General features: G+C 70.5%; 28 protein-coding genes, 2 tRNA genes and 1 riboswitch. Of the genes, 16 read left to right on the top strand and 14 right to left on the bottom strand.

The features are described from left to right. Positions 1 to 12: 12 nt before the first annotated feature. The 5 genes from ybeY (at position 13) to P0084_RS04600 (ending at position 4,304) form a co-directional block, all read left to right on the top strand. Positions 13 to 432 (top strand): rRNA maturation RNase YbeY, encoded by a 420-nt coding sequence (ybeY, locus tag P0084_RS04620; protein WP_308915823.1) that lies wholly within the window; start codon positions 13 to 15, stop codon positions 430 to 432. 56 nt (positions 433 to 488) lie between these two features. After that, a complete protein-coding gene (locus P0084_RS04615) occupies positions 489 to 1,361 on the top strand; it encodes a hemolysin family protein (RefSeq protein WP_308915635.1) in 873 nt (290 codons plus the stop codon). Between the two features lie 72 nt (positions 1,362 to 1,433). After that, a complete protein-coding gene (gene lnt, locus P0084_RS04610; protein ID WP_308915634.1) occupies positions 1,434 to 2,837 on the top strand; it encodes an apolipoprotein N-acyltransferase in 1,404 nt (467 codons plus the stop codon). A gap of 9 nt (positions 2,838 to 2,846) precedes the next feature. After that, positions 2,847 to 2,896, top strand: a riboswitch (SAM-SAH riboswitch). 4 nt (positions 2,897 to 2,900) lie between these two features. Next, the gene (gene metK / locus P0084_RS04605) at positions 2,901 to 4,085 is read left to right on the top strand and encodes a methionine adenosyltransferase (protein ID WP_308915633.1); all 1,185 of its coding nucleotides are present in this window, start codon (positions 2,901 to 2,903) and stop codon (positions 4,083 to 4,085) included. 87 nt (positions 4,086 to 4,172) lie between these two features. Continuing rightward, complete coding sequence (locus tag P0084_RS04600; protein ID WP_308915632.1) at positions 4,173 to 4,304, top strand: hypothetical protein; 132 nt, start codon at positions 4,173 to 4,175, stop codon at positions 4,302 to 4,304. A gap of 9 nt (positions 4,305 to 4,313) precedes the next feature. Here P0084_RS04600 and P0084_RS04595 read toward each other — a convergent pair whose 3' ends face one another. Together P0084_RS04595 and P0084_RS04590 are read right to left on the bottom strand one after the other, a co-directional pair. Further along, positions 4,314 to 4,775: an NUDIX hydrolase gene (locus P0084_RS04595; RefSeq protein ID WP_308915631.1), complete on the bottom strand. Its 462-nt coding sequence runs from the start codon at positions 4,773 to 4,775 to the stop codon at positions 4,314 to 4,316. A gap of 110 nt (positions 4,776 to 4,885) precedes the next feature. After that, positions 4,886 to 5,542: an HAD-IA family hydrolase gene (locus P0084_RS04590; RefSeq protein ID WP_308915630.1), complete on the bottom strand. Its 657-nt coding sequence runs from the start codon at positions 5,540 to 5,542 to the stop codon at positions 4,886 to 4,888. 50 nt (positions 5,543 to 5,592) lie between these two features. Here P0084_RS04590 and P0084_RS04585 point away from each other — a divergent pair, with 50 nt between their 5' ends. From P0084_RS04585 to glpD, 3 genes are all read left to right on the top strand, one after another. Then, positions 5,593 to 6,417 (top strand): bifunctional allantoicase/(S)-ureidoglycine aminohydrolase, encoded by an 825-nt coding sequence (locus P0084_RS04585; RefSeq protein WP_308915629.1) that lies wholly within the window; start codon positions 5,593 to 5,595, stop codon positions 6,415 to 6,417. Continuing rightward, positions 6,414 to 6,758 carry a hydroxyisourate hydrolase gene (gene uraH / locus P0084_RS04580; RefSeq protein ID WP_308915628.1) on the top strand — a complete coding sequence of 115 codons (345 nt, stop codon included), beginning with the start codon at positions 6,414 to 6,416 and terminating at the stop codon, positions 6,756 to 6,758. The genes P0084_RS04585 and uraH overlap by 4 nt, the downstream gene beginning before the upstream one ends. 96 nt (positions 6,759 to 6,854) lie before the next feature. After that, positions 6,855 to 8,426 (top strand): glycerol-3-phosphate dehydrogenase, encoded by a 1,572-nt coding sequence (glpD, locus tag P0084_RS04575; RefSeq protein ID WP_308915627.1) that lies wholly within the window; start codon positions 6,855 to 6,857, stop codon positions 8,424 to 8,426. A 64-nt stretch (positions 8,427 to 8,490) separates the two neighbouring features. Here glpD and P0084_RS04570 read toward each other — a convergent pair whose 3' ends face one another. Continuing rightward, a complete protein-coding gene (locus P0084_RS04570; protein WP_308915626.1) occupies positions 8,491 to 9,597 on the bottom strand; it encodes a PLP-dependent transferase in 1,107 nt (368 codons plus the stop codon). Positions 9,598 to 9,708: 111 nt separating this feature from the next. Here P0084_RS04570 and P0084_RS04565 point away from each other — a divergent pair, with 111 nt between their 5' ends. Then, positions 9,709 to 10,347 carry a GDSL-type esterase/lipase family protein gene (locus P0084_RS04565; RefSeq protein ID WP_308915625.1) on the top strand — a complete coding sequence of 213 codons (639 nt, stop codon included), beginning with the start codon at positions 9,709 to 9,711 and terminating at the stop codon, positions 10,345 to 10,347. On the opposite strand, the gene P0084_RS04560 is transcribed toward P0084_RS04565, so the two are convergent. The 5 genes from P0084_RS04560 to P0084_RS04540 all read right to left on the bottom strand — a co-directional run bounded on the left by P0084_RS04560 (position 10,344) and on the right by P0084_RS04540 (position 13,026). Continuing rightward, a complete protein-coding gene (locus tag P0084_RS04560) occupies positions 10,344 to 10,805 on the bottom strand; it encodes a globin domain-containing protein (RefSeq protein WP_308915624.1) in 462 nt (153 codons plus the stop codon). The two genes, P0084_RS04565 and P0084_RS04560, sit on opposite strands and share 4 nt — an antisense overlap. Positions 10,806 to 10,848: 43 nt before the next feature. Continuing rightward, positions 10,849 to 10,938, bottom strand: a tRNA-Ser gene (locus P0084_RS04555). Positions 10,939 to 10,995: 57 nt separating this feature from the next. Continuing rightward, positions 10,996 to 11,559, bottom strand: coding sequence for a L,D-transpeptidase (locus P0084_RS04550; protein WP_308915623.1), 564 nt, complete (start codon positions 11,557 to 11,559; stop codon positions 10,996 to 10,998). A gap of 109 nt (positions 11,560 to 11,668) precedes the next feature. Beyond that, positions 11,669 to 12,766, bottom strand: a complete 1,098-nt coding sequence (ychF, locus tag P0084_RS04545; RefSeq protein WP_308915622.1) for a redox-regulated ATPase YchF — start codon at positions 12,764 to 12,766, stop codon at positions 11,669 to 11,671. 68 nt (positions 12,767 to 12,834) lie between these two features. Next, positions 12,835 to 13,026: a hypothetical protein gene (locus tag P0084_RS04540; RefSeq protein ID WP_308915822.1), complete on the bottom strand. Its 192-nt coding sequence runs from the start codon at positions 13,024 to 13,026 to the stop codon at positions 12,835 to 12,837. Between the two features lie 56 nt (positions 13,027 to 13,082). Here P0084_RS04540 and P0084_RS04535 point away from each other — a divergent pair, with 56 nt between their 5' ends. Together P0084_RS04535 and trpA are read left to right on the top strand one after the other, a co-directional pair. After that, positions 13,083 to 13,478, top strand: a complete 396-nt coding sequence (locus P0084_RS04535; protein WP_308915621.1) for a VOC family protein — start codon at positions 13,083 to 13,085, stop codon at positions 13,476 to 13,478. A gap of 60 nt (positions 13,479 to 13,538) precedes the next feature. Beyond that, the gene (gene trpA / locus P0084_RS04530) at positions 13,539 to 14,336 is read left to right on the top strand and encodes a tryptophan synthase subunit alpha (RefSeq protein WP_308915620.1); all 798 of its coding nucleotides are present in this window, start codon (positions 13,539 to 13,541) and stop codon (positions 14,334 to 14,336) included. 93 nt (positions 14,337 to 14,429) lie between these two features. On the opposite strand, the gene yidD is transcribed toward trpA, so the two are convergent. The 5 genes from yidD to P0084_RS04505 form a co-directional block, all read right to left on the bottom strand. Then, on the bottom strand, positions 14,430 to 14,630 hold the full coding sequence (gene yidD / locus P0084_RS04525) for a membrane protein insertion efficiency factor YidD (RefSeq protein WP_308915821.1): 201 nt from the start codon (positions 14,628 to 14,630) through the stop codon (positions 14,430 to 14,432). 101 nt (positions 14,631 to 14,731) lie between these two features. Further along, entirely contained in the window at positions 14,732 to 15,061 is a 330-nt protein-coding gene (rnpA, locus tag P0084_RS04520) for a ribonuclease P protein component (RefSeq protein WP_374213595.1), read from the bottom strand. Between the two features lie 95 nt (positions 15,062 to 15,156). Beyond that, positions 15,157 to 15,291: a 50S ribosomal protein L34 gene (gene rpmH / locus P0084_RS04515; protein WP_012177012.1), complete on the bottom strand. Its 135-nt coding sequence runs from the start codon at positions 15,289 to 15,291 to the stop codon at positions 15,157 to 15,159. Positions 15,292 to 15,400: 109 nt separating this feature from the next. Beyond that, complete coding sequence (locus P0084_RS04510) at positions 15,401 to 15,658, bottom strand: BrnA antitoxin family protein (RefSeq protein ID WP_308915619.1); 258 nt, start codon at positions 15,656 to 15,658, stop codon at positions 15,401 to 15,403. Between the two features lie 19 nt (positions 15,659 to 15,677). Beyond that, entirely contained in the window at positions 15,678 to 15,968 is a 291-nt protein-coding gene (locus P0084_RS04505) for a BrnT family toxin (RefSeq protein ID WP_308915618.1), read from the bottom strand. Positions 15,969 to 16,210: 242 nt separating this feature from the next. Between P0084_RS04505 and P0084_RS04500 the strand changes: the two genes are divergently transcribed. The 5 genes from P0084_RS04500 to P0084_RS04480 all read left to right on the top strand — a co-directional run bounded on the left by P0084_RS04500 (position 16,211) and on the right by P0084_RS04480 (position 20,558). Beyond that, positions 16,211 to 16,948 carry a TVP38/TMEM64 family protein gene (locus P0084_RS04500; protein ID WP_308915617.1) on the top strand — a complete coding sequence of 246 codons (738 nt, stop codon included), beginning with the start codon at positions 16,211 to 16,213 and terminating at the stop codon, positions 16,946 to 16,948. Continuing rightward, positions 16,945 to 18,423, top strand: coding sequence for a dihydrolipoyl dehydrogenase family protein (locus P0084_RS04495; protein WP_308915616.1), 1,479 nt, complete (start codon positions 16,945 to 16,947; stop codon positions 18,421 to 18,423). The genes P0084_RS04500 and P0084_RS04495 overlap by 4 nt, the downstream gene beginning before the upstream one ends. Positions 18,424 to 18,626: 203 nt before the next feature. Then, complete coding sequence (locus P0084_RS04490; protein ID WP_308915615.1) at positions 18,627 to 20,018, top strand: sensor histidine kinase; 1,392 nt, start codon at positions 18,627 to 18,629, stop codon at positions 20,016 to 20,018. Between the two features lie 56 nt (positions 20,019 to 20,074). Further along, positions 20,075 to 20,151 (top strand) — tRNA-Arg (locus tag P0084_RS04485). Between the two features lie 158 nt (positions 20,152 to 20,309). Then, complete coding sequence (locus tag P0084_RS04480) at positions 20,310 to 20,558, top strand: hypothetical protein (protein ID WP_308915614.1); 249 nt, start codon at positions 20,310 to 20,312, stop codon at positions 20,556 to 20,558. A 79-nt stretch (positions 20,559 to 20,637) separates the two neighbouring features. On the opposite strand, the gene P0084_RS04475 is transcribed toward P0084_RS04480, so the two are convergent. Further along, entirely contained in the window at positions 20,638 to 21,234 is a 597-nt protein-coding gene (locus tag P0084_RS04475; RefSeq protein WP_308915613.1) for a hypothetical protein, read from the bottom strand. Positions 21,235 to 21,367: the final 133 nt, after the last annotated feature.

The raw sequence follows: 21,367 nt of genomic DNA, 5'->3' as shown, positions 1-21,367 counted from the left end.
CCCCTCGACGCGATGGCCCAGCGCGCCTGCGACGCCGCCCTGGCCCATGCCGGCCTCGATCCCGATGCCTACGAGGTCGCGCTGCTGGCCTGCGACGACGACCGCATCGCTGCTCTGAACGCGCAGTTCCGCGGCAAGGAGCAGCCTACGAACGTCCTGTCCTGGCCGTCGGAGCGACGGACCCCCGGCGTTCCGCCGGGCGATGCGGAACTGGGCGACATCGCCATATCGTTCGACACCTGCGCGCGGGAAGCGGCCATGCAGGGCAAGCCGTTCGAGGCCCACGTCACTCATCTGATCGTCCACGCGGTCCTCCATCTGCTGGGCCACGACCACGAGGTCGACGCCGAGGCGGAGGCGATGGAACAGGCGGAACGTCGCATCCTAGCCAAACTGGGCCTTCCCGATCCGTACGAGGACGGTATATCCTAGAGTGCGCCGCTCGATCGCGGCGCCATGCGGAAGGGCCCCGAAGCGGGGCGGTTGATATGGACGGATCGTCCGGGGCGAACGACCCCGCGGAAGACGACGGATCTGCGGCGGCGCACGCGCGCCCGGGATTCCTGTCGCGCCTGTTCGGGACCACCACCCCCGAACGCGACCCCAAGGCCGAAGCCGAAGCGCCGGTCGGTCCCGTGACGGGCCTCATGAACCTGCGCCTCAAGCGTTTGGACGACGTGCTGGTCCCCCGCGCGGAGGTCGTGGCTGTGCCCCTGGACATCCCCCTGCACGAGTTGGTGGCCAAGTTCCGCGAATCGGGCTTCACCCGGATACCCGTCTTCGAGACGACGCCGGACGAGCCCTTGGGCATGATCCACTTGAAGGACCTGGCCCTGCATCACGGCTTCAACGGGGACCGCGACAAGGCGCTAGACCTGAAGCCCCTGTTGCGTCCGCTGATCTATGCTCCGCCCTCCATGCCCATCGGCGTGCTGCTGACCAAGATGCAGACCCAGCGCATCCACATGGCGCTCGTCATCGACGAGTATGGTGGCGTCGACGGCCTGGTCACGCTGGAGGACCTGATCGAGCAGGTCATCGGCGAGATCGAGGACGAGCACGATCAGGAGGAGGGGCAGTTCTGGCGGCAGGAGAAGTCCGGGTGCTACCTCGCCTTGGCCCGCACGCCCCTGGAGGATTTCGAGGCGGAGATCGGGCGCAAGCTGGCCCCCGAGGGCGAGGAGGAGGAGATCGACACCTTGGGCGGCCTCGTCTTCATGCTGGCCGGCCGGGTTCCCGCCCGGGGCGAGGTCGTGCCCCATCCCGACGGACCCGAGATCGAGGTCGTCGATGCCGATCCCCGTCGCATCAAGCGCTTGCGGGTGCGATTGAACCCGCCCGCCGCCGTACAGGGGATCTGACGACTGGCGGGGACGCCCCCGGCGCGGCTGCGCGCGTTCCTGGCACCTGCGCTGGCCCTGGCCTCCGGCGCGATGGCGGGGCTGGGACAGGCCCCCTGGTCGCTGTGGCCCGTGGCGCTCGCCGGCTATGCGGGCCTTCTGGCCTTGATGGTCCGCGCCCGCCGCCCCGGCTGGTGCGCGCTGGCCGCCGGGCTGGGGCACTTCGCGCTGGTGCTGCACTGGATCACCGAGCCCTTCCTGGTCGATGCCGCCGCCACGGGATTCCTGGCACCGATCGCCCTGATCGGGATGGCGCTGGGAATGGCGATCTTCTGGTGGGCGGGTCTGACCCTGGGCGCCCGCGTCGGGGGGGCGCTGGGCGCCGCGGCCGGCCTGGGGCTGGCGGAGCTGATGCGATCCTATGTGCTGACGGGCTTTCCCTGGGCCTTGCCGGGCCATGTCCTGATCGAAAGCCCCGCCCTGCCGGCGGCGGCCTGGGGGGGCGCGCACGGACTGGGCCTGGCCGTCCTGCTGGGCGCGGCCCTTGTGGCGATGGGGCGCGTCCCGTCCGCCGCGGCGGGTGTCGTGGTCTGGATGCTGCCCCTGGGCGCGGGGCTGGCCGTCCCGGACGCGCCGACCCCCGATGCGGACGCCCCGGTCGTGCGTCTGATCCAACCGAACGCGCCGCAGCATCTCAAATGGGACCCGGAATGGATCGGCATCTTCTTCTCGCGCGGCCTGGAGCTGACCGCGCGGGCGGGCGACGTGGACGTGGTGGTGTGGCCGGAAACGGCGATGCCCGTGTTGCTGGACCGATCCGACGACGTGCGTCCCATGCTGGCGCGCGCGGCCGTCGCACCCGTCCTGATCGGCGTGCAGCGGTACGGACCGCAGGGCAGCCCCCGCAACGCCGCCGCGCTGCTGACGGGACCACGGGGCGTGGTCGGGGCGATCTACGACAAGCACCGGCTGGTCCCCTTCGGGGAATACCTGCCGTTTCCGGCGCTGGTCGCGCGCGTGGGTCTGGCACCGCTGGCCGCGCAGCTCGCGGGCACCTTCGCGGCGGGACCCGGACCGCGAACGATCGACCTGCCCGGGATCGGTCCCGTCCTGCCTCTGATCTGCTACGAGGCGATCTTCCCGCAGGATCTGTGGCGTCTTCCCGACCGGCCCCGCGCGATCCTGCACCTGACGAACGATGCTTGGTTCGGCACCTTCGCGGGACCTGCGCAGCATCTTGCGCTGGCCCGCCTGCGCGCCGCCGAAAGCGGCCTGCCCGTCCTGCGCGCGGCCAATACCGGCGTGTCGGCGGTGATCGACGCGCGCGGCGGGCTGCGCGATGCGCTGCCCCTCGGCGTGGCGGGGGCGTTGGATTCCGCCCTGCCGCCCGCGGCGGATGCGACGGCGTACGGACGTCTGGGGGACTGGCCCGCGCTGGCGGCCATGGTCGCGCTGCTGGCCACGGGGATCATTGCATGCGCGCGTGTTCGCACATAGCCGTTCGAATCAGCGTCCCAACGGCTTCCTGACGGGGCGGCGGATCGAACATCGGAGCACTCCATGAGCCTGCGGCAAGACTACACCTTCACCTCGGAATCCGTGTCCGAGGGGCATCCCGACAAGGTGTGCGATCGAATCTCGGACGCGGTGCTCGATGCTTTGATCGCCGAGGAGCCGGAGGCGCGCGTCGCCTGCGAGACCTTCGCCACGACCGACCGCGTCATCGTGGGAGGCGAGATCGGATTGAAGGATCCGGACGCCTTGACCCGGACGATGGACCGGATCGAGGGGATCGCGCGCGAGTGCATCCGCGACATCGGCTACGAGCAGGAGAAGTTCCACCACGCGACCTGCAAGGTCACGAACCTCCTGCATCGGCAATCGTCGCACATCGCGCAGGGCGTCGATGCCGCCGACGGCAAGGAGGAGGGCGCGGGCGACCAGGGCATCATGTTCGGGTATGCCGTAAACGAAACGCCCGAGCTGATGCCCGCCCCAATCCTGTACGCCCACGCCGTCCTGCGCCGCCTCGCGGAGGCGCGGAAGTCGGGCGACGCGCCCCAACTGGGACCGGACGCGAAATCGCAACTGACCGTCCGCTACGAGGGGGGGCGCCCCGTCGGCGTCGATTCCATCGTACTGTCGACCCAGCATCTCGATCCGGACCTCACGTCTGCGGACGTGCGCGGGATCGTCGAGCCCTATGTCCGGCAGGTCCTGCCGGACGGCTGGCTGACGGATGCGACCACCTGGTGGGTGAACCCCACCGGCACCTTCGTGATCGGCGGACCGGACGGGGATGCCGGCCTGACCGGGCGCAAGATCGTGGTCGACACCTATGGCGGCGCGGCGCCGCACGGGGGGGGGGCGTTCTCCGGCAAGGATCCGACCAAGGTGGACCGCTCGGCCGCCTATGCGGCGCGCTACCTCGCGAAGAACGTCGTCGCGGCGGGCTTGGCGACCAGGTGCACGTTGCAGTTGAGCTATGCGATCGGCGTCGCCAAGCCGCTGTCGATCCATGTCGATGCCCACGGAACCGGCGACGTGCCGGAGGAGCGGATCGAGCATGCGGTGGGGCGGGCCATGGACCTGACGCCCCGCGGAATCCGTCACCACCTGGGGTTGAACCGACCGATCTATGCGCGCACCGCGTCCTATGGGCATTTCGGTCGGGCCCCCGATGCGGACGGGGGATTCGGGTGGGAGCGGACGGACCTGAAGGACGCGCTTCTGGCGGAAATCTGAAGCGCGATCAGGCGGGTGCGACAGAATTAATCCTTGAACCCGCCCCCTTGCCGCCCCACCTCTGGCTCCGAGACAGGGAGATGCGAGATGGCCGGACGCCGTGGACCGATCGAGAAGTTCCTTGATGCGCTGAAGGATGCGCTGAGCGGTGCGCTGTCCCCGCAGCACGACCCCATTCCCGTGCCCGTCCGCGACGATCCCCGCCGCCCGCGGCGCTGACCCCGCGGGTCAGCCCGTCGCCTTCCGCAGCATCGGTCCCGCGACGGGCAGAGCCTTCGGCTTGCGCGCCAGATCGCGCAGCAGCCCGGCCAACTCATCCTCGTCCACCAGTTCGGCGGCCTCGCCCGCGTCGAACCACCGACGCCGCCGCTCGGCCTTCTCCTTCCAGTCGGACTTCAGCTTGTCGACGATCATCGGATAGACCTTGACCCGACAGGGCACCGCCTGGCCGTTGTCCAGCAGCTTGTCGTAGCCATAGCTCCCGACCGGCTCCTGCCCGATGTGACCCTTCGCGCCCGCCTCCTCCAGCGCCTCGATCGCGGCGGCGGCCCAAGGCTTCACCGACTTCATCGTCCAGCCCTTCGGCACGATCCACCGGCCCGTGTCGCGGGAGGTGATCATCAGCACCTGGACCTTCCGTCCCTTCCACCGAAGCGGAAGGGCCGCGACCTGACGACGCGTCCGTTGCATGATTCCGTTCCTCGACACCGATCCGCTCCGAAGCCCCGCGACGCGGGTGGGATCGCTCCATGACATAGGGGCGCGGATCCTGCAAACGAAGGTTCCGCGACGTCGCAGGGTCAGACGATGGCGCGGGGAAGGTCGGCCAGCGCGGCGAGGTGCAGGGCGGGGGCGGGGTCCCCCATCGGCCCGTTCGGATACCCCCCTTCCACGAAGGCGAAGCGCATCCCGGCCGCGGCGGCCGTCGCGTGGTCCACCTCGCTGTCGCCGACGTACAGCGCACGCGCGACCGGCACCCCCAGCAGGGACGCGGCGTGCCGCAGGGGGGCGGGGTCCGGCTTGCGCACGGGCAGGGTGTCCCCGCCCACGACCGCATCGAACGGGCCGAGGGCCAAGCCGTCCAGGACCTTCGCGGTCGGCGCCATCGGCTTGTTCGTGCAGACCGCCAGGGCCAACCCCCGATCTCGCAGGGCCGCCAGCATGTTCCGGACGCCCGGATAGACCGTGTTCGCCTCCGCGGGCACGCGCAGGTATGCCGCGCCCATCCGCTCCACCGCCTCGTCGTGCCGCGCGGCGTCGGCCCCGGCCCATGCCAGCAGGCGTCGCATCCCGACCGGCACGCCGCTGCCGACGAAGGTGCGCACGGCCGCCGGTTCGGGCAGCGGCAGGCCCATCGCGTCGCAGACCTCCAGGATCGCCGCGCGGATCGCGAGCAGGCTGTCGACCAGCGTGCCGTCCAGGTCGAAGATCACCGCATCCGCGCGCAGGCCGACCATGGCTCCTCCCTTCCTTTACCCCGCCGCCACCATGCGGCAGGGACGGGGCCATGACCACATCCGACTTCCCCGGCGGCCTGCCGCCCCAAACGGCGCTGATGACGCAGCGCGCGGCCCTGACCCCGGCCTATGCGCTGATCCCGCGGGCCTGCCTGTCCGACATCACCACGTCGCACCTGCCCGGCTGGACCGGCATGCGGATGTGGATCCTGGCCCGTCCCACGACCGGCCTGGCCGAGACGTTCGCCCATTACCTGCTGGACGTCGCCGCCGACGGCGGGTGCGACCGGGCCGAACCCGACCCGGCCGCGCAGGGAATCCTCTATGCCGTGGCCGGATCGGCCGTGCTGACCGTGGGGGGCGCCGATCACGACCTCGGGCCGGGGGACTGCGCGTACCTGCCGCCGGGCGTCCCCTGGGGGCTGCAAGCGCGCGATGGCGGCGCGACGGTGCATTGGTACCGCAAGCGGTGGCGGCCTGCGGACGGCGTGGTCCCGCCCCCCGGCTTCGTCACCGCCACGGCGGACGCCACCACCACCGCCATGCCCGGCACCGACGGGCGCTGGGCCACGACCCGCTTCGTCGACCCCGCCGACATGGCCCACGACATGCACGTCAACGTGGTCGCCTTTCAGCCCGGCGCGACCATCCCCTTCGAGGAAACGCACGTGATGGAGCATTCCATCCACGTGCTGGAGGGCAAGGCCGTCTACAAGCTGGACCGCGACTGGATCGAGATGGAGGCCGGCGACACCGCCATCCTGCGCGCCTTCTGCCCGCAGGCCTGCTATGCGGCGGGCCCGGGCCCCTTCCGGTACCTGCTTTACAAGGACGTGAACCGGCACGTGCCGCTGATCCCGGGGGACGAACGATGACGGGCTTCCTGACCACCCATGTGCTGGATACCGCGCGGGGACGGCCCGCCGCGGGGCTGCGCATCGAGCTCCACGCGCTCGACGGCGACGCCTCCCGCCACGTGACGACCGCCGTCACCAACGCGGACGGACGCACCGACGGCCCCATCCTGCCGGGGGACGCCTTCGCGCACGGCACCTACGAGTTGACGTTCCACGCGGGCGACTACCTGCGCGCGCTCGGCGCGGACGATGCGTTCCTCGATCGCGTCCCCATCCGCTTCGCCATGACGCAGGACGCGCATTACCACGTGCCCCTGCTCTTGTCGCCCTTCGGGTACTCGACCTACCGGGGCAGCTGACGGACCCATGCGGCGACGGCCCGCGTTGTCGTGCCGTATCCGGATGGGCTAGGGTCCGAACGGCCCCAATGGACGACCAACGCGGGAGCGACCGCCATGCGCGACACCTACGACCTCTTCGTGATCGGGGGCGGGATCAACGGCTGCGGCATCGCGCGCGACGCGGCCGGGCGGGGCCTGTCCGTCGGTTTGGCCGAGATGAACGACCTCGCGTCGGCCACGTCCTCGGCCTCGACGAAGCTGTTCCACGGCGGCCTGCGATACCTGGAATACTGGGAGGCCCGGCTGGTGCGCGAGGCGTTGATGGAACGAGACGTGCTCCTGCGGAACATGCCCCATATAAGCTGGCCCATGCGCTTCGTGCTGCCCCTGTCGCCCGACATGCGCTTCGAGGGCGGCACGCCGACCTCGAAACTCCTGGGCGCGGTCATGCCGTGGCTGAAGGGATCGCGCCCCGACTGGCTGATCCGCACGGGTCTGCTGCTCTACGATACCCTTGGCCGTTCGAAGCTGCTGCGCGGCACGTCGACGATATCCCTGGACGGCACGCCCGAAGGCGCCCCGTTGGAGGATCGCTTCCGCAAGGCGTTCGAGTATTCCGATTGCTGGGTTGAGGATTCGCGCCTGGTCGCTTTGAACGCCCGAGACGCGGCGGATCGCGGCGCCGACGTGTCGGTCCGCACGCGCGTCGTCAGCGCGGAACGCGATGGCGACGAATGGGTCGTCACCTTGAAGGGCGAGCGGACCGGCACCGTCCGCGCCCGGATGCTCGTGAACGCTGCCGGTCCCTGGGTGGGCGACGTCATCCGCGGCGTCGTCCGGTCCAACGCGAAGGAGGGCGTGCGCCTGGTGCGCGGCAGCCACATCGTGACCAGGCGGATCTACGAACACGACAAGTGCTACTTCTTCCAGGGACCCGATGGGAGGATCATCTTCGCCATTCCCTACGAATACGACTACACCCTCATCGGCACCACGGATGCCGAGCATACGGACCCCGACGAGAAGCCCGTCTGCACGCCGGAGGAACGCGACTATCTGCTGCGCTTCGCCAACGGCTACTTCGAGCGGGAGCTGACCGCCGACGACGTCGTGTGGACCTATTCGGGCGTGCGTCCGCTCTACGACGACGGGGCGAAGTCCGCGACGGCGGCGACCCGCGACTACGTCCTGAAGGTGGACGCCGGGGGCGGCGCGCCGGTGCTCAACGTGTTCGGCGGCAAGATCACGACCTTCCGCCGCCTGGCCGAAAGCGCGCTCGAGAAGATCGGCGATCACCTGACGGTCGGCGAGCCCTGGACCGCCGACGCCCCCCTGCCGGGCGGGGACTTTCCCGTCGATGGCGTGTCGGCCCAGGTGCGCATGCTGCGGGCGGCCTATCCGTTCCTGACCGATCACTGGGCGCTGCGCCTCGTCCGGGCCTATGGCACCCAGGCCCCCGACGTCCTGGGCACCGCCAAGCAGGCTTCCGACCTGGGCGAGGATTTCGGCAACACCCTGACCGAGGCGGAGGTCCGTTGGCAGATGCAGGTCGAATGGGCCCGCGAGGCCGCGGACGTCCTGTGGCGCCGCACGAAGCTGGGCCTGCGCATGACGGACGCGCAGGTCGCCAGGCTGGACGAATGGATGACGGGGCAGCGCGGGTCGATGAACGCCGCCGCGGAATAGGACGTCCCCGGGACCACGCTCCTGCGGGGAGCGTATCGCCGGGCGATGCGACCTCGCGGTCGCGTCAGAGGGCGGCCATTCCGCGCCGCACGGCATCGAGCAGCGGCCCGGTCGGCTCGATCCCGGCGGAGATCCGCAGGTACCCTTCCGGCACCGCGTCGCCCCACCGACCGCGCCGGTCCGCGCTGGTATGCGTGCCCCCGAACGACGTCGCAGACAGGATGCCCGAGCGGTCGAGGAACCGCATCGCGGTCGCGCGGTCGGGCAGGGTGACGCCGAACACGTAACCCGGATCGCGCATCTGCCTCATCGCCAGCGCATGCTGCGGATGGGACGGCAGGCCGGGCCACGACACCGGCAGACCGGCCTCCGCCATCGACGCCACCACGGCCGCCGCGTTGGCGCACATCCGGTCCAGCCGCACCTCCAGCGTTTCCAGCGAACGCGACAGCATCCAGGCCTCGAACGGACCGGGGATCATGCCCATGAACTTGCGGATGGCGCGCAGACGGTCCCCCAGCGCGGCGTCCCGCGTGGCGGCGTGTCCCAGGATCAGGTCGGAATGGCCCCCCGCCGCCTTCGTGTCGGCGGACACGACGACGTCCGCGCCCAGGTCCAGCGGACGCTGCAGGAAGCCGGTGCAGAACGTGTTGTCCACCGCTAAACGCGTCCCCGCCGCGCGGCAGCGTTCGGCCAGGGCGGCCACGTCGATCACGTCCAGCCCGGGATTCGACGGCGTTTCCGCCAGGACCAGCGCCACGCCGTCCAGATCCGCGTCCGGCAGGTCGAGGGTGGGCACCTCGACCCCCTCCACCCCCAGGGGGGCCAGGATGTCGCGCAGGACGACGCGGCTGTGCATGTATCCGTCCGACGGCACCACGACCCGGTCCCCCGCCCCGGCGCAGGCCAGCATCGTCGCGCCGATGGCCCCCATCCCCGCGGGGAACAGGATGCAGGGCGCGCCCTCGACATGGGCCAACCGCCCCTCCGCCGCCTCGACGTTGGCCGTGGCATAGCGGCCATAGATCGCGTCCGGCGCCGGATCCCCGTCCCCCAGTCGAAAGGTCGAGGTGGCGACCAGCGGTTCCGCCACCGGATCGCCCACGGCCAGCGCCGCGGTCCGGTGGTGCAGCAGCCGCATCGCGGCGGCGTCGGCATCGGGCTTCGTCATCGCGATCCTCCGGTCCGACGGGCTAGGGGGGGCGTCCGCGCGCGTCAACCGTGACAAGCCCCGGTCGCCCCCCTAGGCTGCGGGGGCAGACGGGGAAGGGGACGGACCGGCATGACGATCCTGGCGTTCGGGGACAGCAACACCCACGGCACGGTCGCGCTGTCGCGCCCTGGCCAACTGGACCGACTTCCGCCGGGGTCGCGCTGGCCGGACGTGGCGGCCAGGCTGACGGGCCTCGACGTCGTGGTCGAAGGGCAGCCGGGCCGCACCACCGTCCACGACGATCCGATCGACGGCGCGCACAAGAACGGCCTGCGCGTCCTGCCCGCGCTTCTGGAAACGCACAGGCCCATCGACCGCGTCGTCATCATGCTGGGAACGAACGACTGCAAGGCCCGGTTCGGCCTGCGCGGCTGGGACATCGCCGCGGGCGCCGTCCGTCTGGCCCACCTCGTGCGGGCGTCGGATGCGGGTCCGCAGGGCCGTCCGCCCGGGCTGCTGCTGATCGCCCCCGTCCCGTTGGAGGAGACAGGCATCCTGGCCGAGGCGTTCCAGGGCGGCCGTGCCCGTGCCCGTGCCGTCGCACCGGCCCTGGAAGCGGAGGCCGCGCGTCTGCAATGGCCCTTCCTGGATGCCGGACGCCACGCCGCGGTGGATCCCGTCGACGGCGTCCACCTGACGGCGGAAGGGCATCTGGCGCTGGGTCGCGCCGTCGCCGACGTCCTGTCAGGCCTGGACGCCGCGGCCTAGGGGGCCGGGGCGTCGTCGTCCCGCAAGGGTCGGATCGCACCGCCCGGCGGCAGGCCCAGCATCGCGCGCATCTCGGGCAGGGGCATCCGCGAATGCTGCCGCACGCTGCCCGTGATCGCCTCCACGAAACGCCCGTAGGGGGCCAGGAAGGCGTCCGGCTTGCCGGTGTCGCGGGCGGCCTGCATCATCAGGTCGGCCCACCGCCGGCGTTGCGCTTCCGTTATGTCCAGCCCGGCATGCTTCCAGATCACGAACGACAGGTCGCCCCGCGTCGCCAGATAGTCCCGCGGTCCCCCGAACGAGGCCGACAGCCAACCGGCCAGGTATTCCGCATGCTCCGCCGCCGCCGCGGAGAACATCGCGCCGATCAGGTCGTCCCGGACCGCGCGGTCGTAGAACAGCCGCGTCATCGCCAGCAGGCCCTCGCGCCCACCCGCGACGTCGTAGAGCGTGGTCATCGTGCGCCTCCCGGCAGGCATCGGCATCGCAAAGGGATGGGGGTGGCGGAGACGAAGGGATTCGAACCCTCGAGACGGTTTCCCGCCTACTCCCTTAGCAGGGGAGCGCCTTCGACCACTCGGCCACGTCTCCGCCGACCCGTCTAGGGGCAGGGCGGAGGGGTGGCAAGGCGATATCGGATCGCGGCGTTCAGATGCCCTGGGGGTACAGCACCACGCGGGATCGCATCGGCACGCGCGGATACAGGTCGATGATCTCGGAGTTGATCAGACGTGCGCAGCCGTTCGACACGGCCGTCCCGATGGTGCGGGGGGCGTTGGTGCCGTGGATCCGCAGGAACGTGTCGCCGCGTCCCGGCTCGAACAGGTACAGCGCGCGGGCGCCCAAGGGGTTGTCCGGTCCGCCCGGCATCCCGTCCGCGAACTGCTCGTAGCTGTCGGGGTCGCGCTCGATCATCTCGGGCGTGGGGGTCCAGGACGGCCATTCCTTCTTCGCGCCCACGTAGAACTGGCCCGATTCGTACAGCCCCGGACGCCCGATCCCGCAGCGGTAGCGGATCGCCTGGCCGCCCGGCATCGTCCAGTACAGCATGAAGCTGTCGGGGATCACGTGCAGCTCGTTCGGGGCCACCCCCTCGCGGGTGCGCACGATCACGGGGTCGAATTGCGGCCCCCGCGTCGATTGCGCGCGCGCCGCGTCGAAGGCGAAGAAGGAGGCCCCCGCGAAGGAGGCCAGGAATGTGCGTCTGTCCATGGTCGTCATCCAATGTCGTCGTTCGCGCGGCGATCTGCGCGGTACCGGTCCTACGCGGGGATACCCCATCCGTTCCGCCTAGGGAAACACATGGGTGTGAAGGAAGCCTTCAGGTGTTGAACAGGAAGTGCAGCACGTCGCCGTCCTTCACCGTATATCCCTTGCCTTCCGCGCGCATCCGGCCCGCCTCCTTGGCCTGCGCCTCGCCCCCCAGCGTCACGAAGTCGTCGTAGGATATCGTCTCCGCCCGGATGAACCCCTTCTCGAAGTCGCCATGGATCACGCCCGCGGCCTTCGGCGCCGTGGTGCCGCGCCGGATCGTCCAGGCGCGCGCCTCCTTGGGACCCACGGTGAAGTACGTCTCCAGGGCCAGCAGGTCGTATCCCGCGCGAATCAGCCGGTCCAGGCCCGGCTCCGCCAGGCCCATCTCCTCCAGGAACTCGGCCGCCTCGTCGTCGGGCAGCTGCGCGATCTCCTCCTCGATCGCGGCGGAGATCACGACATGCGCCGCGCCCTGCGCCGCCGCCATGTCCGCCACCGCCCGCGAATGGGCGTTGCCCTCGGCCGCCGACCCTTCGTCGACGTTGCAGACATACAGGATTGGCTTCGCCGTCAGCAGCTGCAGCATCCCCCAGGCCCGGCGGTCCTCGTCCGCCACGTCCACCGCCCGCGCGGGGCGCCCGTCTTCCAGCACGGCCAACGCGTCCCGCAAAAGGCGTTCCTGCTGCACCGCCTCCTTGTCGCCGCCGCGCACCTTGCGCGACAGGCCCTGCAGCCGCTTCTCGATGCTCTCCATGTCGGCGATCATCAGTTCGGTCTCGATCACCTCCGCGTCGGCGACCGGGTCCACGCGGCCGTCCACATGCGTCACGTCCCCGTCCTCGAAGCAGCGCAGCACGTGGGCGATGGCGTCGGTCTCGCGGATGTTGGCCAGGAACTGGTTGCCCAGCCCCTCGCCCTTGGACGCGCCCTTCACCAGCCCTGCGATGTCCACGAACGTCATGCGCGCGGGGATCGTCTGCTTGGACTTCGCCATCCCGGCCAGCGTGTGCAGGCGCGCGTCGGGCACCGCCACGTCGCCCACGTTCGGCTCGATGGTGCAGAACGGGAAGTTCGCGGCCTGCGCGGCCGCCGTCTTCGTCAGGGCGTTGAACAAGGTGGACTTGCCGACGTTCGGCAGCCCGACGATTCCCATGCGGAAGCCCATGACGATGTCCCCTTTCCCGAAAGCGCGGCCCAGATAGGCGCGCGCCGTCGGGGCCGCAAGGCGTGCCCCTACAGCCGGGTCTGCCGGTTGCGGGCCTCGAAGATCACCAGCCAGGCCAGGATGATGAACATCGGATGCGTCAGCCCGCCGGAGAACAGCAGCGCGGGAATCCAGATGAAGAACACCACGATTCCCAGGATCGGGCGTCCCGCCAGGAAGATCGACAGGGGCGGCAGCAGGAGTGCGAGCAGGTAATTCATGGCCGACAGATAGGGGCGATCCGTTATCATGCCAGAACCCCAGGCGGAGAATCGCGATGACCCCCTATCTGCACTTCGACGGAACCTGCGCCGACGCGTTCCGCTTCTACGACGGCCTATTCAACGGCGCGCTGACCCTCATGCGCTACGGCGACGCCCCCGAACCCGTACCCGGCGCCGGCCCCGCGGACGAGGACCGCATCATGCACGCGGAGCTGCGCGGCGACGGATGGGCGGTGATGGGCGACGACGTGGCCACCGGCCAGACGGCCCCGAAGGGCGCGTCCATCATGCACGTCGTGGCCGACATGGCGGCGGGGCGGGCGCTCTGCGACGGCCTGGCGGATGGCGGGACCGTGGCGATGCCGTTCGGCCCGACCTTCTTCGCGCCCGGCTTCGGGCAGGTGACGGACCGGTTCGGCACCGATTGGATGATCTACGTCGACGCATGACGTTGCGCCGTGCGGCCCGGCGCGATACCCCCGCGCGGCCATCGCCGGGGGACCACGACCATGAGCCGTATCAGCGCCACCTTCGACCGCCTCCGCGCGCAGGGCCGCCCCGCCTTCGTGTCCTACGTCATGGCGGGCGATCCCGACGCCGCGACGGCGGGCGCCGTCATCGCGGGGCTTCCGGGCGCGGGCGTGGACATCATCGAGGTCGGCCTCCCCTTCACCGATCCGATGGCGGACGGCCCGACGATCCAGCTGGCCGGGCAGCGGGCGCTCGCGGGCGGGATGACGCTGGCCGGCACGCTCGACACCATCCGGGCGTTCCGCGAAGGCGACGACACGACCCCGATCGTGTTGATGGGGTACTACAACCCGATCTTCTCGCGCGGGGTGGACCGCTTCCTCGCCGACGCGAAGGACGCGGGCGTCGACGGCCTGATCGTCGTCGACCTGCCGCCGGAGGAGGACGCGGAGCTGTGCCTCCCCGCGCAGGCGGCGGGGATCGACTTCATCCGCCTCGCGACGCCCACGACGGACGACGCGCGCCTGCCCGCCGTGCTGCGCAACACGTCGGGCTTCGTCTACTACGTGTCGATCAACGGGATCACGGGGGCCGGCGCGGCGGCCGCCGAAGACGTCGCGCCCGAGGTCGCGCGCATCAAGGCCCGGACTGACCTGCCGGTGGTCGTGGGGTTCGGCATCAAGACCCCGGATGCGGCGCGCGACATCGCCGCCGTCGCGGACGGGTGCGTCGTGGGATCAGCCATCGTGGAACGCATCGGGCGGGGCGAATCCGTGGACGACGTGCTGCGCTACGTGGCGGACCTGGCGGCCGGGGCGCACGGCGGCGGGGGGTGATGCCGCCCGCGGCGGGGCAGGGGGCGCCGTCCCTTGCATCGGCCAGTCCCACCTGACGGACGCGGCCGTCGACCGATTGCAGCCTCCGCCCCGTTAGGGCACCGGGTCGTAGCCCGATCCGCCCCAGGGACGGCAGCGCGCGATCCGTCGGGCCGCCAACCAGGCGCCGCGCAGCGCGCCGTGTCGCTCCAACGCTTCCATCGCATAGGCGGAGCAGGTCGGCTGAAACCGGCAGTTGGTCCCCAGCCAAGGCGACAGGATCAATTGATAGGCCCGGACCCCGCCCCGCAGGATGCCCGCGACGGGGCCGGGCGCGTCACCCCGTTGGGCCGTTCCACGACAGCGGCACGCGCCTGCGGCGCTCGGGTTCGGACCGTCCGGACCCGCGCCGCCCGTCACCGGTGCACCCGCGCCAGGGCGGCGCGCAGGTCCGCCTGCAGTCCGGGCCGGTCGCGTGTGGCGGTCTCGTCCCGCCGTCCCACCAGGACATAGTCCCATCCCGGCCGCCCCGCCTCCGGCAGGATCAGGCGCGCGACCTCGCGCAGGCGGCGCTTGGCCCGGTTCCGGGCCACCGCGTTGCCGACCTTCTTGGAACAGGTGAAGCCCACGCCGATGGCCGGGTCGCCGTCGTTCCGATCCAGCGCCTGCAGCAGGAACGACCCCGAAGGCGCCCGCCGCCCCCGTGCCGCGCGCAGGAATTGGGGCCGGGACCGCAGCACGCGCAAGGACGCCGGGGGCGGGACCCCCGGCGCAATGATGTCCGGTGCGGCGTCGGTGGGGCCGATCGTGTCCGTCGGGCGGACGGTGTCGGCTGTGCCCGTCAGGCGGACAGCGACTTGCGGCCGCGCGCGCGGCGGGCGTTCAGGATCTTGCGCCCGGCCTTCGTGGCCATGCGCGCGCGGAACCCGTGGCGGCGCTTGCGGACGAGGTTGGACGGCTGGAACGTGCGCTTCATCGCCGTGCTCCCGGATCGGGGGCCGGAACGTCGCTGCTCCGTGGCCCGGTGGAATGGAAGCCCGGCGGATAGACCGGGGATGCGGTCGCGTCAACGGGCCCCGGGCGCGTCAGCCGTCGTCCCGTGCGTGCGCCTTGGCATAGGCTTCGAGCACGTCGGCCATGCGGCTGGTATAGCCCTGCGGCGACTGGCCCTTGTAGAACGCGACCACCCGCGGCGGCAGGCGCATCGTCACCGCCTCGCGCGGGCCCTCCCGACCGGGGCGCGTGGCACGCGCGAACCACGCGTCGTCCAGTTCCGGTATGTCGGAATAGTCGATGTCCTCGTCCCGGATCGCGTCGAAGCGGACCTTCTCGGCATCGCTCATGCGGGGGGGGTCGTTCGGATCAAGCGTCGTGCGGACGATTCTGCCCATAGCGTCGTATCTCCCTCTTGTCGGCCTTGCAAACTGAAATCAGCCTCATGGTGCGGCCATCATCGCGCGACGTGACGACGACGCAATGGAGGCGGTCGTCGATCAATCCCAGTATGATCGTCCGGCTCTCGCCATAATCATGCCGGTCGTCCCGCCATTCGATACGGTCGGGGTCGAGGAACACGGCGAGACCGACGTCGAGGCGAACTCCATGCTTGTCGTAGTTCGCACGCGCCTTCGCCTCGTCCCACTCGAACTCCATGGCCCCATGTATGACGGATCGTCATACGGGGAAAGGCCCCGGGGTCGGCGGGTGGTCGTCCCCGTAACAACCGTCGCCCCTCGCAGGCCGGGGCCGAAACAATCCCCCCGTTCCGCCCCGTCACCGTCACGTCCCGACACGCCCGCGTGAGGGTGGGTATCCCCGACGCCGCCCCCGCGTCAGGTAGCCCGTGAACGGACGGTTCATCCCGTCGCCCTAGTTGCCCCATGGGAGGTCCCATCATGGCTGACACGACGATGACGAAACCCACCAGCCTCGACCGTGCGAAGCGGCTGCTGCCCTTGGCGGCGATCCTGACCGCTGCGGTGCTGGGCTTCGTGTTCCTGCGCGACTGGCTGTCGTTCCAGGCCCTGGCCGACAACCGCGAGGCTCTGATCGGCTTCCGCGACGCGAACTACGCCCTCACGGCCCTGGCCTTCGTCGGGCTCTATGTCCTGATCGTCGCCTTCTCGCTGCCCGGCGCCGCCATCGCGACGCTGACGGGCGGGTTCCTGTTCGGCCTGTTCCCCGGCGTCCTGTTCAACGCGGTCGGCGCCACGATCGGCGCGACCGCCATCTTCCTCGCCGCCAAGCACGGGTTAGGCGACCGCCTGGCCGCCAGGATCGACGGCCGCGGGGGCGCGGTGAAGAAGATCAAGGACGGCATCCGCGCGGACGAGACCAGCTACCTCTTCGTCATGCGCCTCGTGCCGGCGGTGCCGTTCTTCGTGGCGAACCTGATCCCCGCCTTCGTGGGCGTGGGCCTGTTGAAATACGTCGTTACGACCTTCTTGGGCATCCTGCCCGGAACGGCCGTCTACACCTGGGTCGGCGCCGGTCTGGGCGAGGTCTTCGCCCGGGGCGAGACGCCCGACTTCGGCATCATCTTCGAGCCGCAGATCATCGGCCCCATCCTGGGCCTGGCCGCGCTGGCCCTGCTGCCCATCGTCATCAAGAAGGTTCGGGGGACGGCTCAATGAACGCCATCGACACCACGAAGGACATCTTCACGAAGGACCGCACCGCCAGGCCGACCGACACGCCGCAGGATATCAAGACCGACGTGCTGGTCATCGGGGCCGGATCGGGCGGCCTGTCGGTCGCCTACGGCGCCAGCCAGATGGGTGCGGACGTGACCCTCCTGGAAGGGCACAGGATGGGCGGCGACTGCCTGAACTTCGGCTGCGTGCCGTCCAAGGCCCTGATCGCGGCGGCCAAGCACGCCCATGCCATGACGACCGGCGCACCCTTCGGCGTGACGCCGGTGGACCCGAAGATCGACTACGCCGAGGCCAAGCGGCACGTGCACGGGGCCATCGCCACCATCGCCCCCGTCGACAGCCAGGAGCGGTTCGAGGGCCTGGGCGTCCGCGTCATCCGCGAATACGGCCGCTTCGTCGACGACAGGACCGTGGAAGCCGGCCCCTACCGCATCCGCGCGCGCCGGATCGTCATAGCGACCGGGTCCAGCCCGTTCGTGCCGCCGATTCCCGGCCTCGCGGACGTGCCCTACTACACCAACGAGACGATCTTCGACCTGATGGAGGCGCCCGACCACCTGATCGTGGTCGGCGGCGGCCCCATTGGGCTGGAGATGGCGCAGGCGCACCGCCGCCTGGGCATCCCCGTCACGGTGGTGGAGGGGGGCGCGCCGCTTGCCAAGGACGATCCGGAGCTCGCGGCCATAGTCCTGGCGCGGCTGAAGGAGGAGGGCGTCGAGATCCTGTCGGGTGCGCGCGCCGAGCGCGTGTCGCAGGGCGAGGACGGCATCACGGTCCACACCGCATCGGGCGCCGTCACGGGCAGCCACCTGCTGATGGCGGTGGGCCGCAAGGCCAACGTGGAGTCCCTGAACCTGGACGCGGCCGGCATCGACTACGACCGCGCGGTCACCGTCGGCGCGGATCTGCGGACCACGAACAGGCGCGTCTATGCCATCGGCGACGCGGCGGGCGGGTTCCAGTTCACCCACGTCGCGGGCTATCACGGGGCCACGATCATCCGCCCGATCCTGTTCGGCTTGCCCGCCAGGGCGCGGACCGATCACATCCCCTGGGCCACCTACACCGACCCGGAGCTGGCGCAGGTCGGCCTGACGGAGGCGCAGGCCAGGGAGAAGCATGGCGACGCGGTGGAGGTCCTGCGCTTCCCGTATCACGAGAACGACCGCGCCATCGCCGAAGGCAAGACCGAAGGGCTCATCAAGGTGATGATCGTGAAGGGCCGCCCCGTGGGGGCCTCCATCGCGGGCGCGCAGGCCGGCGAGTTGATCGGGCTATGGGCGCTGGTTCTGGCCAACAAGCTGAAGATCGGCGCCGTGGCTGCCATGGTCGCGCCGTACCCGACGCTGGGCGAGATCTCGAAGCGCGCGGCGGGACAGTACTACGCGCCCCGCCTGTTCGAGAACGACACCGTCAAGCGCGTCGTCCGCGCGGTGCAGCGCTGGCTGCCCTGACGGGGTCCGGCGGGCCCGCGGGCCCGCCCGCCGCGCCGTCGTCCCGGACCCCGAATCCGCCCCGACACACGGAGCGGGCCCCCGGGGCAAGGGGGGCGCTCCACGCCCGGCGGTACGCCCGATCGTATGCACGGGGGGTGTACGGGGGGTGTACGGGGGGTGTACGTCCATTTTCGCGTATCCGGGGGTCGGAATAAACCGCCATGTTGACCTCCCTTTCCGGCCGTTTCCTGGTACTGACGATCCTGTTCGTCATGCTGGCGGAGGTCCTGATCTTCGTCCCCTCCATCGCCCGCTACCGCCTCGACTACCTGACCGAACGGATGGAACGCGCCCAGATCGCGTCGCTGGCGCTCCTGGCGAACGACGGGATGATCGACCCGGACGTGGAGGCGGAACTCCTTGAAAACGCTGGCGTCCTGAACGTCGTCCTGCGCCGCGACGACCTGCGCCAGCTGATGCTGTCCTCCGATGTCGGCGGCCCCGTCGCCCGCACGGTGGACCTGCGCGACCCCTCCGCCCTGGCGCTGATGCGCGACGCGCTCGTCCGCTACGTCATGGCCGACCCGGAGGTGATCCGCGTCATCGGCGAGCCCGCGAACGGCGGCGGCATCCAGATCGAGGCGGCGGTCGACACCAAGCCCCTCCGCGCCGCCATGATCGACTACGGCCTCAACATCCTCTGGCTCTCCGCCGTCATCAGCGTCATCACCGCGCTCCTGCTTTTCCTGGCCGTGCGCCGCCTCCTGGTGCGCCCGATCCGCGCGCTGGTGGATCAGATGAACCGTTTCGCCGCCGCCCCCGAGGATGCCAGCCGCATCGTCGAGCCGCGCTCGAAGATCACCGAGCTGCGCACCGCGGAAACGACCCTGCGCGACCTCGAAACGCAGCTTAGCCAGCTGCTTAGACAGAAGGACCGCCTGGCGCAGTTGGGCACGGCGGTCGCCAAGATCAGCCACGACCTGCGCAACATCCTGACCACCGCCACCCTGCTGGGCGACCGCTTGGGATCGGTCGAGGATCCGACCGTCAAGCGCGTGGGTCCCAAGCTCGTCGCGTCGCTGACCCGCGCGGTGAACCTGACCGAGAGCACGTTGGCCTTCGGTCGCGCGGAGGAGGCCCCGCCCGCCCTGCAGATGGCCCCCTTGGAGGACGTGGCCGCCGACATCGTCGAAGCGGCGCGCCTAGCCATCGGCGACGACGGGCCGATCACGCTGACGACCGACATCCCCCCGGGGATGCGCGTGCGCATGGACGCGGAGCAGATGTTCCGCGTGCTGAGCAACCTGGTCCGCAACGCGCGCCAAGCGATCGAGGCGACGGGCCGCCCGGGCGAGATCGCGATGCAGGCGAGGGAGGACGCGGACGGCTGGACGATCACCGTCGCCGACACCGGGCCCGGCCTGCCGCCCCGCGCGCGTGAGAACCTGTTCCAGGCGTTTCAGGGCAACGCGCGCAAGGGGGGAACCGGTCTGGGCCTAGCCATCGCCGCCGAGCTGGTGCGCGGCCATGGCGGTTCGCTGGACCTGGAGCGCAGCGACACGGATGGGACCGTCTTCGCGATCCGGATCCCGAAGGGTGGCCTGAACGACTGAGAGGCGGTCGTTCCCGCTTGCGCCGGGGGCCACACCGTTCTATCTGCCTTCCCGACGCGCTGGTAGCTCAGTTGGATAGAGTACTTGACTACGAATCAAGGGGTCGGGGGTTCGAATCCTCCCCAGCGCGCCATCCCCTTCTGACGATCGAACGCTCCGAGCGCCCTTTCCGGTATGGCACCGCTGCGCGGGGTGGTACGCGATCCGGGCCGCGCGGGAAATCGTTCGCGCGCGGCTGGACGAACGCGGTCCCCGCGCCACATCGGATGTCAAAGCACGCTGGAGACGACGATGCGCCCGGAGAACATGACCGATTACTATCGCGCGGACCTGCAGCGCCGTGTGCGATCCGCCCGGCAGGCCGTGGCCGAACGCACCGAAGCGGCGCGGGAGGCGGGCGTCCGTGCCCCGGAGACGGGCCAATTCGACGACATGCAGCGGCTGTGGGTGAAGGGTGGTTATTGGGCCGGGCTGTTCTGCCTGTGGTTCGCCTTCCTCGCGCCGATCGTGCTGATCCTTACCCATTGGGACCAGTTCTGAAACAAAGGCGGCGGTCCTGACCCAACGAAGACGGCCCCGCCATTGGGCGGGGCCGTTCGGATGTCCGGTCGGGCGGTCGTCAAGCGGCCTGCGTCTCCGCCTTGGGGGCGGGGGGGCCGAAGCTGCGCACCGTTTCCGCACTCTCCCGCAGCGACGGCGCACGTTCCGGGGGGGGCGTGATCGCGGCGATCAGCGCCTCGTTCGCCTGCCGGTCCTGCGCGGCCAGCGCGAAGGTGCGGGCGCGGTCCTGGTCCGTGTCTGGTGCAAAGGCTCGTTCCAAACGGGCCTTGCTCTGTGCCGCGGCCGCTTCGGCCTCCGCGGCGATGGCGGCCGCCTCCTCGCGGACGGCCTGCGCGGCCTCGGCCACTTTCTCCGGGCTGACGGCCGGCAAGGCGACATAGGGGGTCGCCCCCTTCGGCTGCGCCGTGGTCTTGGTCGCGGGCGGCGGGGTGCCGTTCGTTCCGCCCGATCCCTGTCCGCTACCGCCGGCTTGGCCGCCGTTCGATCCCGAACCGCCGGTATTGCCGTCGTTGCTGGCGCCCTGGCTTCCGCCGGACTGGTCCACGGGCTTCTGGTCGGGGGGCGGCTCGTTTCCGTTCCCGTTGTTCGCGGGGGGGTCGTTCCTGGGGGGCTGATTGTTCTGCCCGCCCCCGAGCAAGCCGACGATGCTTGTCATGTTGCGGCTCCTTCCTGCAAGAGGCCGGACGATTCCGGCGATTCCATTGCTTGGTCCACGATAGGGAGAGTCGCCGCCAAACCTTTCGCAGACCTTAATTCCAGGCCTGCGGGGAAAGGTTTCGGTAAGGGTG

The sequence above is a fragment of the Jannaschia maritima genome (assembly GCF_030973515.1).
GTDB lineage: Bacteria > Pseudomonadota > Alphaproteobacteria > Rhodobacterales > Rhodobacteraceae > Jannaschia > Jannaschia maritima.
This window is presented reverse-complemented; position numbering and strand designations above follow the sequence as displayed.